This window comes from Kineococcus terrestris, from assembly GCF_041020755.1.
GTDB lineage: Bacteria > Actinomycetota > Actinomycetes > Actinomycetales > Kineococcaceae > Kineococcus > Kineococcus terrestris.
Window position 1 is genome coordinate 113578 of sequence record NZ_JBEUEI010000007.1, and the last position, 16051, is coordinate 129628.

The 16051-nt window shown below is 73.2% G+C and carries 12 protein-coding genes; 2 read left to right on the forward strand and 10 right to left on the reverse strand.

All coding sequences use genetic code 11. From position 1 onward, the window contains the following. Positions 1-19 precede the first annotated feature (19 nt). The 3 genes from mmsB to chvE all read right to left on the reverse strand — a co-directional run bounded on the left by mmsB (position 20) and on the right by chvE (position 4151). Positions 20-1255, reverse strand: coding sequence for a multiple monosaccharide ABC transporter permease (gene mmsB / locus AB8M62_RS06615; RefSeq protein ID WP_369052195.1), 1236 nt, complete (start codon positions 1253-1255; stop codon positions 20-22). Then, a complete protein-coding gene (gene mmsA, locus AB8M62_RS06620) occupies positions 1252-2883 on the reverse strand; it encodes a multiple monosaccharide ABC transporter ATP-binding protein (protein ID WP_369052196.1) in 1632 nt (543 codons plus the stop codon). Before mmsA ends, mmsB begins: the two co-directional genes overlap by 4 nt. 116 nt (positions 2884-2999) lie before the next feature. Beyond that, positions 3000-4151 carry a multiple monosaccharide ABC transporter substrate-binding protein gene (gene chvE, locus AB8M62_RS06625; protein WP_369052197.1) on the reverse strand — a complete coding sequence of 384 codons (1152 nt, stop codon included), beginning with the start codon at positions 4149-4151 and terminating at the stop codon, positions 3000-3002. A gap of 381 nt (positions 4152-4532) precedes the next feature. Here chvE and AB8M62_RS06630 point away from each other — a divergent pair, with 381 nt between their 5' ends. Continuing rightward, positions 4533-5612, forward strand: coding sequence for a LacI family DNA-binding transcriptional regulator (locus AB8M62_RS06630; protein ID WP_369052198.1), 1080 nt, complete (start codon positions 4533-4535; stop codon positions 5610-5612). 116 nt (positions 5613-5728) lie between these two features. On the opposite strand, the gene rpsA is transcribed toward AB8M62_RS06630, so the two are convergent. Next, on the reverse strand, positions 5729-7246 hold the full coding sequence (gene rpsA / locus AB8M62_RS06635) for a 30S ribosomal protein S1 (RefSeq protein ID WP_369052199.1): 1518 nt from the start codon (positions 7244-7246) through the stop codon (positions 5729-5731). A gap of 202 nt (positions 7247-7448) precedes the next feature. On the opposite strand from rpsA, the gene AB8M62_RS06640 reads away from it, so the two are divergent. After that, positions 7449-8321, forward strand: a complete 873-nt coding sequence (locus AB8M62_RS06640; RefSeq protein WP_373694868.1) for a class I SAM-dependent methyltransferase — start codon at positions 7449-7451, stop codon at positions 8319-8321. 55 nt (positions 8322-8376) lie between these two features. Here AB8M62_RS06640 and polA read toward each other — a convergent pair whose 3' ends face one another. The 6 genes from polA to AB8M62_RS06670 form a co-directional block, all read right to left on the reverse strand. Then, positions 8377-11163 (reverse strand): DNA polymerase I, encoded by a 2787-nt coding sequence (polA, locus tag AB8M62_RS06645; protein WP_373694869.1) that lies wholly within the window; start codon positions 11161-11163, stop codon positions 8377-8379. A gap of 100 nt (positions 11164-11263) precedes the next feature. Beyond that, positions 11264-11854, reverse strand: coding sequence for a GNAT family N-acetyltransferase (locus tag AB8M62_RS06650; RefSeq protein ID WP_369069015.1), 591 nt, complete (start codon positions 11852-11854; stop codon positions 11264-11266). Between the two features lie 235 nt (positions 11855-12089). After that, complete coding sequence (locus tag AB8M62_RS06655) at positions 12090-12845, reverse strand: ABC transporter ATP-binding protein (RefSeq protein ID WP_369052201.1); 756 nt, start codon at positions 12843-12845, stop codon at positions 12090-12092. Beyond that, positions 12842-13648: an ABC transporter ATP-binding protein gene (locus tag AB8M62_RS06660; RefSeq protein WP_369069021.1), complete on the reverse strand. Its 807-nt coding sequence runs from the start codon at positions 13646-13648 to the stop codon at positions 12842-12844. Before AB8M62_RS06660 ends, AB8M62_RS06655 begins: the two co-directional genes overlap by 4 nt. Before the next feature lie 58 nt (positions 13649-13706). Then, entirely contained in the window at positions 13707-14867 is a 1161-nt protein-coding gene (locus tag AB8M62_RS06665) for a branched-chain amino acid ABC transporter permease (RefSeq protein ID WP_369052202.1), read from the reverse strand. Then, positions 14864-15847, reverse strand: coding sequence for a branched-chain amino acid ABC transporter permease (locus AB8M62_RS06670; protein ID WP_369052203.1), 984 nt, complete (start codon positions 15845-15847; stop codon positions 14864-14866). The genes AB8M62_RS06665 and AB8M62_RS06670 overlap by 4 nt, the downstream gene beginning before the upstream one ends. Positions 15848-16051: the final 204 nt, after the last annotated feature.

Here is a 16051-nt window from a genome sequence, read left to right on the forward strand (position 1 = left end):
TCGGGAGGTCAGCAGCGCGTCAGCGGACGCCGCCGCGGCGCTTGTTCCACACGTCGAAGGCGACGGCCAGCAGCAGCACCAGGCCCTTGATGACCGACTGCAGGGACTGGTCGACGTTCAGCAGCTGCATGCCGTTGGAGATGACACCCACGAGCAGACCGCCGACCATCGCGCCGGTCACGGTGCCGATGCCGCCGGTGACCGCGGCTCCGCCGATGAAGACGGCCGCGATGGCGTCGAGCTCGAAGCCGGTGCCCGCGCCGGGCTGGGCGCCGTTGGAGCGCGAGGAGAAGATGATGCCCGCGATGGCCGCCAGGAAGCCCATGTTGACGAACAGCCAGAAGTTCACGCGGCGCACGTTCACGCCGGACAGCTGGGCGGCGGACAGGTTGCCGCCGATGGCGTAGACCTGCCGGCCGAACACCGAGGACTTGGTGACGACCGAGTACACGAGGATGAGCACGGCCAGGATGATCAGGACGATCGGCAGGCCGCGGCTGTGCGCCAGCTGCCAGGCGAAGGCCATGACGACCAGCGCGACGATCGCGATGCGCGCCACGAACAGCGGCATCGCGTCGACGACCTGCTCGTAGCGGATGCGGGCGCGGCGGGTGCGGATCTGCTGGGCGGCGTAGCCGACGACGGCGAAGGCGCCGATGAACAGGGTGAACGCGTCGTAGCCGTACCCGCCGAACAGGCCGTTGAGGAAACCGGTCGCGACGCGGCCGTACTCCGCCGGGAACGGCGACAGGGAGACGTTGTCCAGGACGTAGTACGTCAGGCCGCGGAACAGCAGCATGCCGGCCAGGGTGACGATGAACGCGGGGATGCCGACGAACGCGACCCAGAAGCCCTGCCAGGCGCCGATGGCGAGCCCGACGGCGATCGCCGCGAGGATCCCGACCCACCACGGCTGACCGGAACCGATGACGAGCTGGGCCGAGACCGCGCCCGTGAGCGCCACGACCGAGCCGACGGACAGGTCGATGTGCCCGGCGATGATGACCATCACCATGCCGATGGCCAGCACCAGCACGTAGGAGTACTGCAGGACGATGTTGGTGATGTTGCCCGGGCTCAGCGACAGGCCGTCGGTGAGCACCGCGAACAGCAGCACGACGACCACGAAGGCGATGTAGATGCCGCTGGTGCGCAGGTTCCCGGCGATGGCGCGCAAGGGGTTCGCGGTGCCGGTGTGCACCTCGTGCTTGGGCGGGGTGCTGCCCGGCGGGCTCTTGACGACGTTGGTGCTCATCGCGGGTCCTCCTGGGACGGGTTCGGGACGCGGTCGGCCGCGACGGCGGCCGGCGGGGAGACGGGCGCGGGGTCCGTGGTGGCCGCACCGGCGGGTGCGGCGACCTTCTCGCGGGTCATGAGGGCCATGAGGCTCTCCTGGGTGGCCTCGCTGCGCGGCACCTCACCGGTGATGCGCCCGGCCGACAGCGTGTAGATGCGGTCGCAGATGCCCAGCAGCTCGGGCAGTTCCGAGGAGATGACGATGACGGCCTTGCCGGCGGCGACCAGCCGGTTGATGATCGTGTAGATCTCGTACTTGGCGCCCACGTCGATCCCGCGGGTGGGCTCGTCGAGGATGAGGACGTCCGGGTCGGCGTAGATCCACTTCGACAGGACGACCTTCTGCTGGTTGCCGCCGGACAGCTTGCCGGTCAGCGCCATCACGGTCGGGGCCTTGATGTTCATGCTGCGCTTGCTGCCCTCGGCGACGCGGATCTCCTCGTGCGCGTTGACGAGGCCGACGCGCGACAGCTTGCCGAGGGCGGCGGCCGACACGTTGCGCTTGATGTCGTCGATGAGGTTCAGGCCGTACTTCTTGCGGTCCTCGGTGGCGTACGCCAGGCCGAGGCCGATGGCCTCCTGCACCGAGCGCGCCCGGACCGGCTTCCCCCGCTTGTACAGCTGCCCGCCCAGGTAGCGGCCGTAGGAGCGGCCGAACACGCTCATCGCCAGCTCGGTGCGCCCTGCACCCATCAGCCCGGCGATGCCGACGACCTCACCGGCCCGCACGGACAGCGAGGCGCCGTCGACGACGAGGCGGTCCTGCACGGGGTGCCCGACGGTCCAGTCCTCGATCCGCAGGACCTCCTCGCCCGGGTGCGACTCGCGCTCGGGGTAGCGGCTGTCCAGGTCGCGGCCGACCATGCCGCGGATGATGCGCTCCTGCGTCACCGCGTCGGCGCGCATGTCCATCGTCTCGATGGTGCGACCGTCGCGGATGATGGTCGTGGAGTCGGCGATCGACTCGATCTCGTTGAGCTTGTGCGAGATCATGATGCTGGTCATGCCCTCGGTGCGCAGCTGGCGCAGCAGGCCCAGCAGGTGCTCGGAGTCGGTGTCGTTCAGCGCGGCCGTCGGCTCGTCGAGGATGAGGAGCTTGACGTCCTTGCTCAGGGCCTTGGCGATCTCGACGAGCTGCTGCTTGCCGACGCCGAGCTGGCCGATGGGGGTCGTCGGGTTCTCGTCCAGGCCGACGCGGGCCAGCAGCTTGGAGGCCTCGCCGTTGGCGCGGTGCCAGTCGATGAGCCCGCCGCGGCCCCGGCGCTCGTTGCCGAGGAACAGGTTCTCGGCGATCGACAGGAACGGCACGAGCGCCAGTTCCTGGTGGATGATCGCGATGCCGGCGCGCTCGGAGTCGTTGATGCCCTGGAACTCGCTCAGGCGGCCGTCGAAGTGGATCTCCCCCTCGTAGGTGCCGTGCGGGTACACGCCCGAGAGGACCTTCATCAGCGTCGACTTGCCGGCGCCGTTCTCGCCGCAGATGGCGTGGACCTCGCCGCGGCGCACCGAGAGCGAGACGTCCGAGAGCGCCTTCACGCCGGGGAACGTCTTCGTGATGGAGCGCATCTCCAGGATGTTGTCGGTCATCGACGCACCGTCGTCCTCAAGGGGTGAGCAGGGGTGGGGCGGGGGTGCGGGTGCGGGACCCGCGGGGAGCGCCCGCCCACCCGGGGGCCGGGTGGGCGGGCGCGGGGCGCTGCGGGTCAGGCCTGGCCGGCGTCGACCTGGGCCTGGGTGTAGTACCCGGTGTCGACGAGCGCGGAGGTGACGTTGTCGCGCGTGACGATCTGCGACTCGAGCAGGTAGGAGGGGACGACCTTGACGCCGTTGTCGTACGTCTCGGTGTCGTTCGCCTCCGGCTCCTCGCCGTCCACGTACGCCTGGGCCGCGGTGACGGCCTGCTCGGCCAGCTGGCGGGTGTCCTTGAAGATGGTCGAGTACTGCACGCCGTCGTTGATGAGCTTGACGGAGGCGATCTCGGCGTCCTGACCGGTGACGGTCGGCAGCGGACGGTCCGCACCGCCGTACCCGGCGTTGGTCAGCGCGGTGATGATGCCGCGCGAGATGCCGTCGTAGGGCGACAGGACGCCGTCGACGCGGCTGCCGTCGTTGTACGCCGACGTCAGCAGGTCCTCCATGCGCCGCTGCGCCGTCTCCTGCGCCCAGCGCAGGGTGGCGGCCTGGGCGATGTCGGTCTGGCCGGACTTCACGACGATGGAGCCGTCGTCGATGAACGGCTGCAGGGCGCTGATGGCGCCGTCCCAGAAGAACTGCGCGTTGTTGTCGTCCAGCGAGCCGGCGAACAGCTCGACGTTGAACGGGCCGGTCGCCTCGCCGCGCGAGCCGTCCTCGTTGAGCAGGCCGAGGCCGTTCAGCAGCGAGGTGCCCTGCTGCACACCGACGTTGAAGTTGTCGAAGGAGACGTAGAAGTCGACGTCCTCGCTGCCGCGGATGAGGCGGTCGTAGGAGATGACCGGGATGCCGGCGTCGGCCGCGGCGGCCAGCTGGCTCGTCAGGGCCGTGCCGTCGATCGCGGCGATGATGAGCACGTCGTTGCCCGTCGTGATCATCTGGTCGATCTGCTGCGACTGGGTCGGGATGTCGTCGTTCGCGTACTGCAGGTTGACCTCGTACCCGGCCTCCTCCAGGCCCGCCTTGACGTTGTTGCCGTCGGCGATCCAGCGCTCGGAGGTCTCGGTCGGCATGGCCACGCCGACGGTCACCTGGCCGTCGTCGCCGCCGCCGGCGGCAGCGCCGCCGCCGCCCTCGCCCGAACCGGCGCCGCCGCCGCCGCAGGCGGACAGGGCGAGGACCAGACCGGCGCTCAGGGCGAGCAGGGGGTGACGTGTCTTCACGGCGGAACTCCTCTGTACCTCGTGGACGTCATGGTCCAAGGGCATGACGCAAGGGGGTGTGCACCGCCGATCGGTGGTGCAGGGCGGCGCTCCGGCGCCGGGCTTCCTCGTCCCGGTCCCCGTCGGAGCTGTGTCCCGTCGAGCATTGTTAGCGTTAACAGCGGGGCCGTCAAGCAGAACTGCTCCAACGGTGGAGGACGTCCCGCGGTTCCGTCCGCTGGGTTACTCTCGGCGCGTCCCCGGGGTGCGGCGGCGCGGTCGCCGCCCGGCACCACCGGTCCCTCCCCACCCACCCGCTGCGCGCGGGTCCCGCCGGAGTCCCGGCGCCGGACCGGCGCACCGCCCGGCCCCCGGGCCGGCCCCAGGTCAGGACGATCGCCCATGAGACGGAACCGCGGCACCCCCGACGCCGACGGCGAACCCGTGCGCACGCCCGTCCTGGCCGACGTCGCCGAGCTGGCCGGCGTCAGCCAGCAGACCGTCTCGCGCGTCGTCAACGGGTCCCCGTCGGTGGCCCGGCGCACGCGCGAGCGCGTCGAGGCGGCCATCGCCGAGCTGGGCTACCGCCCCAACGCCGCCGCCCGCGCCCTCGTCACCCGGCGCAGCCGGCGCATCGGGGTGGTCGCGGCCCGGGCCACCCTGCACGGCACCGCCGCCACCCTCCTCGGCGTGCAGGAGGCCGCCCGGGCCGCGGGGTACTCCGTCAGCGTGGTGATGGTGCGCGACATCCTCCCCGAGACGGTCGAGGAGGCGCTGCGCGAGCTGCACGAGCAGTCCGTCGAGGGCGTGGTCGCCATCGTCCCCGAGGACGCCGCGCAGGAGACCGTCGCGGCCGCGGACGCCGTCGTCCCGTGCGTCCTCGCTCCCGGCCTGGACGGACCCGGCCTGCCGGACGCGTACTGGCTGGAGGTGGCCGCCGCCCACGAGGCCGTCCGGCACCTCGTCGAGCTGGGCCACCGCACGGTCCACCACCTCGCCGGCCCGGCCGACTGGGCCGAGTCCCGCGCCCGCGCGACCGGCTGGCGCACGGCGCTGGTGGAGACCCTGCGCGTGGTGCCGGCGCCCGTGCGGGGCGACTGGACGGCCGCCTCGGGGTACCTGGCGGCGCTGCGCCTGCTGGAGGACGGCGCGACCGCCGTCTTCGCCGCCAACGACCACATGGCCCTGGGCGTGGTGCGCGCCGTCACCGAGGCGGGCGGCGCGGTGCCCGGCGACGTCAGCGTCGTCGGCTTCGACGACATGCCCGACGCCGCGTACCTCACCCCGCCGCTGACGACGGTCCACAAGGACTTCGCCGAGGTCGGGCGCCGCTGCGTCGAGGTGCTCCTGGGCCGGCTCAGCGACCGCCTCGTCCACCCCGAGGCCGTCAGCCCGCGGCTGGTGGTGCGCGCCAGCACGGCCGTCCCGCCCGCCGTCCCGCTGGGCGGCCGGGCCGAGCGCCGGACGGCCGCCGCCGGCTGAGCGCGCCGCGCGCGGTCCGCGGACCCCGCGCGCCGGACGTGCCCGGCGCGCGGACGGCCCCGCACCCGGGAGGGGTGCGGGGCCGTCGGCTGTCCGGGCGCGGGGCCCGGGGCGGCTCAGCTGCCGCCGGTGAGCTTCTCGCGCAGCGCGGCGAGGGCCTCGTCCGAGGCCAGCGTGCCGGCCGCCTCCGGAGCCTCGGAGGTGTAGGACGACGGCGCCGAGCCGCCGCCGGACGAGGAGGACGAGGAGGAGGACGACGAGGCGGCGGGGGCGTTGCCCTCGGCCTCGGCGCGGGCCTCGGCCTCGGCCAGCTCGGCCACGACGCGGCGGTGGGCCTCCCAGCGCTCGTGGGCCAGCGCGTACTGCGCCTCCCACTCCTCGCGCTGGGCCTCGTACCCCTCGAGCCACTCGTTGGTGGTCGGGTCGAAGCCCTCGGGGTACTTGTAGTTGCCCTGCTCGTCGTAGTCCGCGGCCATGCCGTACAACGACGGGTCGAACTCGTCGCCGTTGGCGGCCAGCGACTCGTTGGCCTGCTTGAGCGACAGCGAGATGCGCCGGCGCTCCAGGTCGATGTCGATGACCTTGACGAAGATGTCCGAGTTGACCTGGACGACCTGCTCGGGCACCTCGACGTGGCGCTCGGCCAGCTCCGAGATGTGCACCAGGCCCTCGATGCCGTCGTCGACGCGGACGAACGCGCCGAACGGGACGAGCTTGGTGACCTTGCCCGGCACGACCTGGCCGATCGCGTGGGTCCGGGCGAACTGCTGCCACGGGTCCTCCTGCGTCGCCTTCAGCGACAGGGAGACCCGCTCGCGGTCCATGTCGACGTCGAGGACCTCGACGGTGACCTCCTGGCCGACCTCGACGACCTCGCTGGGGTGGTCGATGTGCTTCCAGGACAGCTCGGAGACGTGCACCAGGCCGTCGACGCCGCCCAGGTCCACGAACGCGCCGAAGTTGACGATCGAGGAGACGACGCCGGAGCGGACCTGGCCCTTCTGCAGGGTCGTGAGGAAGTTCTGGCGGACCGCCGACTGGGTCTGCTCCAGCCAGGCGCGGCGGGACAGGACCACGTTGTTGCGGTTCTTGTCCAGCTCGATGATCTTGGCCTCGATCTTCTGGCCCACGTAGGGCTGCAGGTCGCGCACGCGGCGCATCTCGACCAGGGAGGCGGGCAGGAAGCCGCGGAGACCGATGTCGAGGATCAGGCCGCCCTTGACCACCTCGATGACGGTGCCCTCGACGACCTCGTCGGCCTCCTTCTTGGCCTCGATCGTGCCCCAGGCGCGCTCGTACTGGGCGCGCTTCTTGGACAGGATGAGGCGACCCTCCTTGTCCTCCTTCTGGAGGACCAGGGCCTCGACCTCGTCGCCCACGCCGACGACCTCGTTGGGGTCGACGTCGTGCTTGATCGAGAGCTCGCGGGAGGGGATGACACCCTCGGTCTTGTAACCGATGTCGAGGAGGACCTCGTCACGGTCGACCTTCACGATGGTGCCGGAGACGATGTCACCGTCGTTGAAGTACTTGATGGTGGCATCGACCGCGGCGAGGAACTCCTCAGCGGACCCGATGTCGTTGATCGCGATCTGAGGGGTGGTGCCCGCCGGTGCGGTCGTGGTGGTGGTCATGGAGGTAGGGGCTCCGTCAGGGACAGTCGAAGGGTGGAGCGCCGGGGAGGTCCCGGCACCCGCGGCGACCGGCCGGAGGGCGTCTCGGGGACCACTCGTTCGGGACCGCTGATCTGACCTGGGGACGGGCGCGCGCCGTGACAGCCTAGCGGTGCTCGTGCCCAGGGCAAAGACGGCCCGCGCGGCCCGCCAGGATGGGGGGGTGGACGACGTCAGCACCCCCGCCGCGGCCGGCGAGCCCCTCCCGCAGCCCTCGGTGGGCCGCCGCGCGGTCGGCGCCGGCGAGACCGCGCGCGCCCAGCGGGCGTGGTGGGACGCCGAGGCCGCGGACTACCGCGCCGAGCACGGCGCCTTCCTCGGCGACGGGCGGCCCGGCTCGGACTTCGTCTGGGGCCCGGACGGGCTGCGCGAGGCCGACGCCGGTCTGCTCGGCGACGTCGCCGGGCGCGACGTGCTGGAGGTGGGCGCGGGGGCGGGCCAGTGCGCGCGCTGGCTGGCCGGGCGCGGGGCGCGCGTCGTGGCCACCGACCTGTCCCTGCAGATGCTGCGCCAGGGCGCGGCCGTGCAGGAGGCGGCAGCGCGGGAGGCCGGCACGGGTCCGGCGGTGTCGCCGGTGCCGCTGGTGCAGTGCGACGCCCGCGCGCTGCCCTTCGGCGACGCGGTCTTCGACGTCGTGTGCACCTCCTACGGCGCCCTGCCGTTCGTGGCCGACGCCGGCCGGGTCCTGGCCGAGGCGGCGCGGGTGCTGCGCCCGGGCGGCCGCTTCGCCGCCAGCGTGCCGCACCCGGTGCGCTGGGCCCTGCCGGACGTGCCCGGGCCGGAGGGGCTGACGGCGGTGCACTCCTACTTCGACCGCCGCCCCTACGTGGAGGCCGACGAGGCCGGGCGCGTCAGCTACGCCGAGCACCACCGCACGGTCGGGGACTGGGTGCGGCTCCTCGTGGGCGCGGGCCTGGTCGTCGTCGACCTCGTCGAGCCGGAGTGGGCCTCGGGCGAGGCGGTGTGGGGCGGCTGGTCGCGCCTGCGCGGCGAGCTGCTGCCCGGCACCCTGGTGCTGGTGGCCGACCGCCCCTGAGGGCGGCCGGCCGGAGACCCCGCCGGCGGCCGGTGGACGAGCGGTCGGCGAGCGCTCAGTGGCCGGCCTCGTGCCAGGAGCGGCCCACGCCCACCGACACGTCCAGCGGCACGGCCAGGGAGGCCGCCCCCGCCATCTGCTCGCGCACCAGGTGCTCCAGCGGCTCGCGCTCGCCCTCGGCGACCTCCAGCACCAGCTCGTCGTGCACCTGCAGCAGCAGCCGCGAGCGCAGCCCGGCCCCGCGCAGCTGCGCGTCCACGCCGAGCATCGCCACCTTGATGATGTCGGCGGCCGAGCCCTGGATGGGCGCGTTGAGGGCCATCCGCTCGGCCATCTCGCGCCGCTGGCGGTTGTCGCTGGTCAGGTCCGGCAGGTAGCGGCGCCGCCCGAGGATCGTCTCGGTCCAGCCGTCCTTGCGGGCCACGTCGACGACACCGCGCAGGTAGTCGCGCACCCCGCCGAAGCGCTCGAAGTACTCGTCCATGAGGCTGCGCGCCTCCTCGGTCGAGATCTTCAGCTGGTTGGACAGCCCGAACGGGGACAGCCCGTACGCCAGGCCGTAGGACATCGCCTTGATCTTGGCGCGCATCTCGGGCGTCACCTCGGCCGGGGCGACGGAGAAGACCCGGCTGCCGACGAAGCGGTGCAGGTCCTCGCCGGAGTTGAAGGCGTCGATGAGGCCCTGGTCGCCGGACAGGTGCGCCATGATCCGCATCTCGATCTGCGAGTAGTCGGCCGTCAGCAGGCTCTCGTACCCGCCGTCGGCACCCCCCTCGCCCACGACGAAGGCCTCGCGGATGCGCCGGCCCTCCTCGGTGCGGATCGGGATGTTCTGCAGGTTCGGGTCGGTGGAGCTCAGCCGGCCCGTGGCGGCGATCATCTGCTGGTAGGTGGTGTGGATGCGCCCGTCGTCGGCGACCGACTTGCGCAGCCCCTCGACCGTCTGGCGCAGCCGGGAGGCGTCGCGGTGCTCCAGCAGGTGCGCCAGGAACGGGTGCTCGGTCTTGACGAACAGGGCGGCCAGGGCGTCCGCGTCGGTCGTCCAGCCGGTCTTGGTGCGCTTGGTCTTCGGCATGCCGAGCTGGTCGAAGAGGACGGTCTGCAGCTGCTTGGGCGAGCCGAGGTTGATCTCGGTGCCGATGACGGAGAAGGCCTGCTGCTCGGCGTCGGCGACGCGGTCGGCGAAGTGCTGCTCCAGGTCCGCCAGCAGCTGCTGGTCCACCGCGATGCCGGTGCGCTCCTGGCGGGCCAGGACGGCGACCAGCGGCAGCTCCACCTCGCGCAGCAGGCGGGTGCCGCCGCGGGCCTCCAGCTCGGCCGAGAGGACGTCGACCAGCTCGGCGATCGCCAGGGCGCGGACCATGCCCTCCTGCGCGCGGGCGTGGTCGCCGCCGCCGACGGGACCCTCGCCGGCGTCCAGGGTCAGCTGCTCGTCGCCGGCGGGCTCGGGAGCGGACCCCTCGGCGCGCAGCTCGCGCTTGAGGTGGCGCACCGCGAGGTCGGCCAGGTCGTAGCTGCGCTGGTCCGGCCGGCACAGGTAGGCGGCCAGGGCGGTGTCCATCACCACGCCGGCCAGCTCCCAGCCGCGCGCCAGCAGGGCGTGGCTGGGGCCCTTGACGTCGTGGGCGACCTTGGGGCGCGCGGGGTCGGCCAGCCACGCGGCCAGCGCGGCCTCGTCCGCGGGTTCCAGGGTCGCCGGGTCGAGGAAGGCGGCCACGCCGTCGGCGCCGGCCAGGGCCAGGCCGGTCACGTCGCCCGTGCCGCGGCCCCACTCCCCCGTCACGTGCAGGCCCGTGCGCTCGCGGGCGTGCTCCTCCAGCCAGGGGCCGACCTCGCCGGCCAGCAGCACGGCCCCGTCGAGGCCGAAGCCCTCCTCGGCCTCCGGCTCGGCGGACTCCAGCGTGGCGAACAGCCGGTCGCGCAGGACGCGGAACTCCAGGCCGTCGAAGACGGTGTGCACGCGCTCGCGGTCCCAGGCGCGCCGGTGCAGGTCGGCCGGCTCGACGCCCAGGTCCAGGTCGCGCACGAGGGCGTTGAGGCGGCGGTTGCGGATGACGCCGTCCAGGTGGTCGCGCAGGCTCTGCCCCGCCTTGCCCTTGACGAGGTCGGCGTGGGCGATGACGCCGTCCAGGCCGTCGTAGGCGGTGATCCACTTGGCGGCCGTCTTCGGTCCCACCCCCGGCACCCCGGGCAGGTTGTCGCTGGTCTCCCCCACCAGCGCCGCCAGGTCCGGGTAGCGCTCGGGCGGGACGAGGTAGCGCTCCTCGACGACCTCCGGGGTCATCCGCAGCACCTCCGAGACGCCCCGCAGCGGGTACAGGACCGTCACCTCGGGCCGCACCAGCTGCAGCGCGTCGCGGTCGCCGGTGGACACGAGCACGTCGTAGCCCTCGGCGACCGCGCGCTCGGTCAGGGTGGCGATGACGTCGTCGGCCTCGTACCCCTCGGCCTCCACGACCGGCACGTTGAGCGCGGCCAGGACCTCCTTGACGAGGTCGACCTGCCCGCGGAACTCCTCCGGGCTCTTGGCGCGGTTGGCCTTGTACTCGCCGTAGGCCTCGGTGCGGAAGGAGGCGCGCGAGACGTCGAAGGCGACCGCCAGGTGGGTCGGCTCCTCGTCGCGCAGGAGGTTGATGAGCATGGCGGTGAAGCCGTAGACGGCGTTGGTGGGCTGGCCCGTGGTGGTGCCGAAGTTCTCCACCGGCAGGGCGTAGAAGGCCCGGTAGGCCAGGGAGTGCCCGTCGACCAGGAGCAGGCGCGGGCGCCCGGGCGCGGGCGCCGGCGGCTTCCTCGTCGGGGTCGTCGAGCGCTTCGTCGCGGTGCGGGCGGCCGGGGGGGTCACGACCGCCAGGGTAGTGACCGCCCCGGACACGACCCCGGCGAGACCCCGGCGCGACCCGGGCGCGACCCCGGCGCGGCTGCGGGCCCACCTGGGAGCGCTCTCAGGACGCCGAGGCGCCCGTGGCCTCCTCGGCGCGCGAGCGGGCCAGCCGCGCGCGCAGGGAGCGGCGGCGGGCCAGGACGTCCTCGGTGGCGCTGGCGGCCGGCGCGTCGCCCATCAGGCGCCGCCGCAGCACCGGCAGCGGGACGGCCCGGCGCACCACGACCGGCGCGAAGCCCAGCCGCGCCAGGTAGCGGGTGTACTCGCGCTCGCCCGGCAGGACCGAGCAGCGCAGCTCGTCGGCCCCCTCGGCCTGGGCCACGGCCATCGCCCGGCGCAGCAGGGCCCGCCCCACGCCCCGGCGGCGGTGCTCGGGCACCACGTGCAGGTGCTCGACGCTCGGGCCGCCGGGGTCGCCCAGCGGCAGCAGCGGTGCGGAGTGCAGCAGGGCGTACCCGACGGGGCGCTCGCCCACGGTGGCCAGCAGCACCCGCACGCCGTCCTCGGCCAGGGCGCGCACCAGGCGCTCGCGCACCGCGGGCACCGGCGCCCGCAGGACCCCGCGGTCGAACCGCGCCGACGCGTACAGCTCCATGAGGAGGTCCACGTCGGCCGACCTCGCCTGACGGACCTCGACGACTTCTCGTGCCACGAACGCCCCTTCGAACGAACCCGGCGCCCCCGCTCCCGGCGACCGCCCACGCGGCTGAGCCGGACTGTAGGGCCACCCGGGGCCCCGGGGGAAGATCAGATCACGGTCCGGTGACGATCGGTACGCACGGTGGTTGAACGCTCACCCGCGGGTGCCGGACCCGCACGGGACGGGGCCCGGCGGACCGCACCGGTCCACCGGGCCCCGCGCCCGCCCACCCGCCGTCCGGCTCCGCTCAGACGTCGCCGCCCAGGTACGCGGCCCGGATGGAGTCGTCGGCCGCCAGCTCGGCGCCCGTGCCGTGGCGCACCACGGTGCCGGTCTCCAGCACGTAGGCCACGTCGGCCGTGCGCAGCGCCTGCGCGGCGTTCTGCTCCACCAGCAGCACCGTCGTCCCCTGGGCGTTGATCTCCCGCACGATGGCGAAGATCTGCTGGATGAGCTTGGGCGCCAGCCCCATCGACGGCTCGTCCAGCAGCAGCACCCGCGGGCGCGACATGAGGGCCCGCCCGATGGCCAGCATCTGCTGCTCACCGCCGGACATCGTCCCCGCCGCCTGCGCGCGGCGCTCGGCCAGGCGCGGGAAGAGGGCGAACACGCGGTCCAGGTCCGCCCGGTAGGCGGCGGTGCGCCGGTCCTTGCGCGTGTAGGCGCCCATGTCGAGGTTCTCGAGCACGCTCATGCCGGGGAAGGTGCCCCGCCCCTCCGGCGCCTGGCACAGGCCGCGCTGGACGAGCTTGTGGGAGGGCACCCGGGTGATGTCCTCCCCCTCGAAGAGGATGCGCCCGGCGCGCACGCTGCGCAGGCCCGAGATCGTCTTCAGGGTCGTCGTCTTGCCGGCGCCGTTGGCCCCGATGAGGGTCGCGATGCCCCCGGCCGGCACCGAGAACGACACGTCCCGGATGGCCTCGATGCGGCCGTAGTTGACGCTGAGGTCCTCGACCCGCAGCTGCTCCTCGCCCAGCGTGCGGGCGCTCGTCGGCGTGCTCACAGCTCTCCCCGCAGGTCGTCGATCTCCGCGGCCGTCCCGGGGTCGTCCGCGGTCTCCTCCTCGTCGACGCCCAGGTAGGCGGCGATGACGGCCGGGTCGTCCCGCACCTGCGCGGGGCTGCCCTCGGCGATCTTCTTGCCGAACTCCAGCACCACGATGCGGTCGGTGACGCCCATGACCAGGCGCATGTCGTGCTCGATGAGCAGCACGGTGTTGCCCAGGTCGCGCACGCGGCGGATGAGGTCCATCAGCCGCTGCTTCTCCACCGGGTTGAACCCGGCCGCCGGCTCGTCCAGGCACAGCAGCTTCGGCCGCGTCGCGAGCGCGCGCGCGATCTCCAGCCGCCGCTGCTCGCCGTAGGACAGGTTGCGCGCCAAGTCGTCGGCGCGGTGCCCGAGGTCCATCAGCTCCAGCAGCTCGTCGGCCAGCCGGTCCCCCTCGGCGGTCTCGCGCCGGTGCCGCGGCAGCCGGAACAGCGCCGAGAGCACCCCGGAGCGGTGGTGCGAGTCCGCCCCCACGAGCACGTTCTCGCGCGCCGTCATGTTGCCGAACAGGCGGATGTTCTGGAACGTGCGGGCGATGCCCAGGCGGTTGATCTGGTACCGCTTGCGCCGCCCCAGCGGCTGGCCGTCGAACACGACGCGGCCCTGCGTGGGCGGGTACACGCCGGTCAACGCGTTGAAGCACGTGGTCTTGCCGGCCCCGTTGGGGCCGATGAGGCCCAGGATCTCGCCGCGGCGGATGTCGAAGGACACCCGGTCGAGGGCGACCACGCCGCCGAAGCGCATCGTGACCTCCTCCATCCGCAGCAGCACGTCGTGCTCGCCCGGCGCGGTGCCCGCACCGGGAGCGGTCGTCGTGTCAGGCACGAGCGCCCTCCTCCGTCCCCTCCAGCGTCTGCAGCTGCTCGTTCACGCGCTTGGCCCGCCGCGCCCGGCGCGGGGGCAGCACGCCCTGCGGCCGGAAGTTGGCCAGCAGCAGCAGGAGCAGCCCGAACACGAGCACCCGGAACTCCGCGAACTCGCGGAAGCGCTCGGGCAGGTAGGCGACCACCGCCGCCCCGACCAGCACGCCCCACCGGTTGCCCTGACCGCCCACGACCACGGCCGCGAGGAAGAGGATGGACAGCTGGATGATGAACGTCTCGGGGTTGATGGCCCCCTGCCGCGAGGCGAACAGCCCGCCCGACAGGCCCCCGATGAAGGCGCCCATCGCGAACGCGAGCAGCTTGAAGCGGAACGTGGGCACGCCGTTGAGCTCGGCGGCCTCCTCGTCCTCGCGGGTGGCCTCCCACGCGCGACCCACCCGGCTGTCCTGCAGCAGCACGTCACCGATGAGCACGAGGATGATGACCGTCAGCGCCAGCCAGTAGTACGGGATGCCGTCCAGCAGGCCGAACTCCAGGAACGTCGACGTGTTCCCGAAGTCGACGTAGGACACCCACCCGTCCCACTGCAGCTGCGGCACCTCGAACAGCGCGATGCTCGGCGGGCGCGGGATGCCGGTGAAGCCCCGGGCCTGGTTGAGGAACTCGGAGTTCAGCGCCACCAGGCGGATGATCTCGCCGAAGCCCAGCGTCACGATGGCCAGGTAGTCCCCGCGCACCCGCAGCGTCGGCCAGCCCAGCAGCAGCCCGGAGGCCGTGGACACGGTCACCGCCAGCACGAGCAGCACGACGAACGGCACGCGGCCGGACATCGTGCCGACGACGGCCACCGTGTAGGCGCCCACGGCGAAGAAGCCGACGTAGCCGAGGTCGAGCAGGCCGGCGTAGCCCAGGACGATGTTCAGGCCCAGCGCGACCAGCCCGTAGGCGGCCACCAGGAACATGACGGAGCCGAAGTCGGAGTCCGGCGTCGACAGCAGCGGCGGGTTCAGCAGCGGCAGCGCGTAGAAGAGCAGCGCCAGCGCCACCCACAGCACCACCTTCACGGGCCGCGGCAGCGCGCTCCAGCGCTCGCCGAGACCTCGCCGGGCGCCGGCGGTGCGCCCCGCGGGCGCGGACTGGGAGGTGGTGCTCATGCGCGGGCCTTCCCGAGGGACTCGCCCAGCAGCCCGGTGGGCCGGAACAGCAGGACGACGACGAGCAGGACGAAGGAGACGACGTCCTTCCAGGAGGCGCCGAACAGGTTGGAGCCGTAGTTCTCCGCCAGCCCGAGCACCAGGCCGCCCAGCAGGGCGCCGCGGATGTTCCCGATGCCGCCGAGGACGGCCGCGGTGAACGCCTTGATGCCCAGGACGAACCCCACGTTGAACCGGGTCACGGGGATGTGCATGACGTACAGCAGCGCCGCGGCACCGGCCATGAGGCCGCCCAGCAGGAACGTCAGCTGGATGACCCGGTCCTTGTTCACGCCCATGAGCGCGGCGGCCTCCGGGTCCTGCGAGACCGCCCGCACGCCCCGGCCGAGCCGGGAGCGGCGCACGAACTGGTCCAGCGCCACCATCATCAGCAGCGCCGCGACCAGGACGATGAGCTGGGTGCTGCGCACCGTGTACCCGGCGACCTCGAACAGCGGCACGCTGGGCAGCGGGTTGACGAAGGGCGCGTTCTCGCGCGCCTGGGAGACGAACTCGGCGAGCACGCCGTCCAGGCCCAGCCAGCCGGCGATGCGGTCGCGCAGCCCCATCAGCTCGGCCAGGACGAACGAGGCGCCGATGGCGGAGATGAGCGCCACCAGCGGCGGGGCGTTCTTCTCCCGCAGGCGCCGGTAGGCCACGCGCTCCAGGACGAGGGCGATCCCGCCGCTGACCAGCATGGCGGCCACCAGCGCCACCAGCAGCAGGCCGATCGCCGCGGGCAGGGCCATGTCCGGGCGGGCGTTGAACAGCAGCATCACCCAGACCGCGGCGAAGCTGCCCCACATGAAGACTTCCGAGTGGGCGAAGTTGATGAGGCGGAGCACACCGTAGACGAGGGTGTACCCGAGGGCGAAGAGGCCGTAGATGGACCCCACGACCAGACCGGTGAAGGTCAGGTCGACGAACGTTGCGAGACTCACGGGACCGCCGGGGGTGCGGGGGCCGCGGTCCCCGCCGCGGGCGGGGCACCGGGACCCGGTGGAGGTGGGCTGCGGGGACAGCGGGGGTTCCGGACGTGGTGCGGGGGGGGGGGGGGGGGGGGGGGGGCGGCCCCCCGCCCCGCGGGACCACGTGTGGTCTGCCGGGGTGCGGCCCACTACCCACCAGAGGCCCTCTATGTTAAA

What these genes read in the sequence shown, in the direction of transcription:
- AB8M62_RS06630 (WP_369052198.1), top strand. Translation starts at nt 4,533, where the DNA reads ATGAGACGGAACCGCGGCACCCCCGACGCCGACGGCGAACCCGTGCGC.
- mmsB (WP_369052195.1), bottom strand. Translation starts at nt 1,255, where the DNA reads ATGAGCACCAACGTCGTCAAGAGCCCGCCGGGCAGCACCCCGCCCAAG.
- AB8M62_RS06660 (WP_369069021.1), bottom strand. Translation starts at nt 13,648, where the DNA reads ATGGAGGAGGTCACGATGCGCTTCGGCGGCGTGGTCGCCCTCGACCGG.
- mmsA (WP_369052196.1), bottom strand. Translation starts at nt 2,883, where the DNA reads ATGACCGACAACATCCTGGAGATGCGCTCCATCACGAAGACGTTCCCC.
- AB8M62_RS06665 (WP_369052202.1), bottom strand. Translation starts at nt 14,867, where the DNA reads ATGAGCACCACCTCCCAGTCCGCGCCCGCGGGGCGCACCGCCGGCGCC.
- rpsA (WP_369052199.1), bottom strand. Translation starts at nt 7,246, where the DNA reads ATGACCACCACCACGACCGCACCGGCGGGCACCACCCCTCAGATCGCG.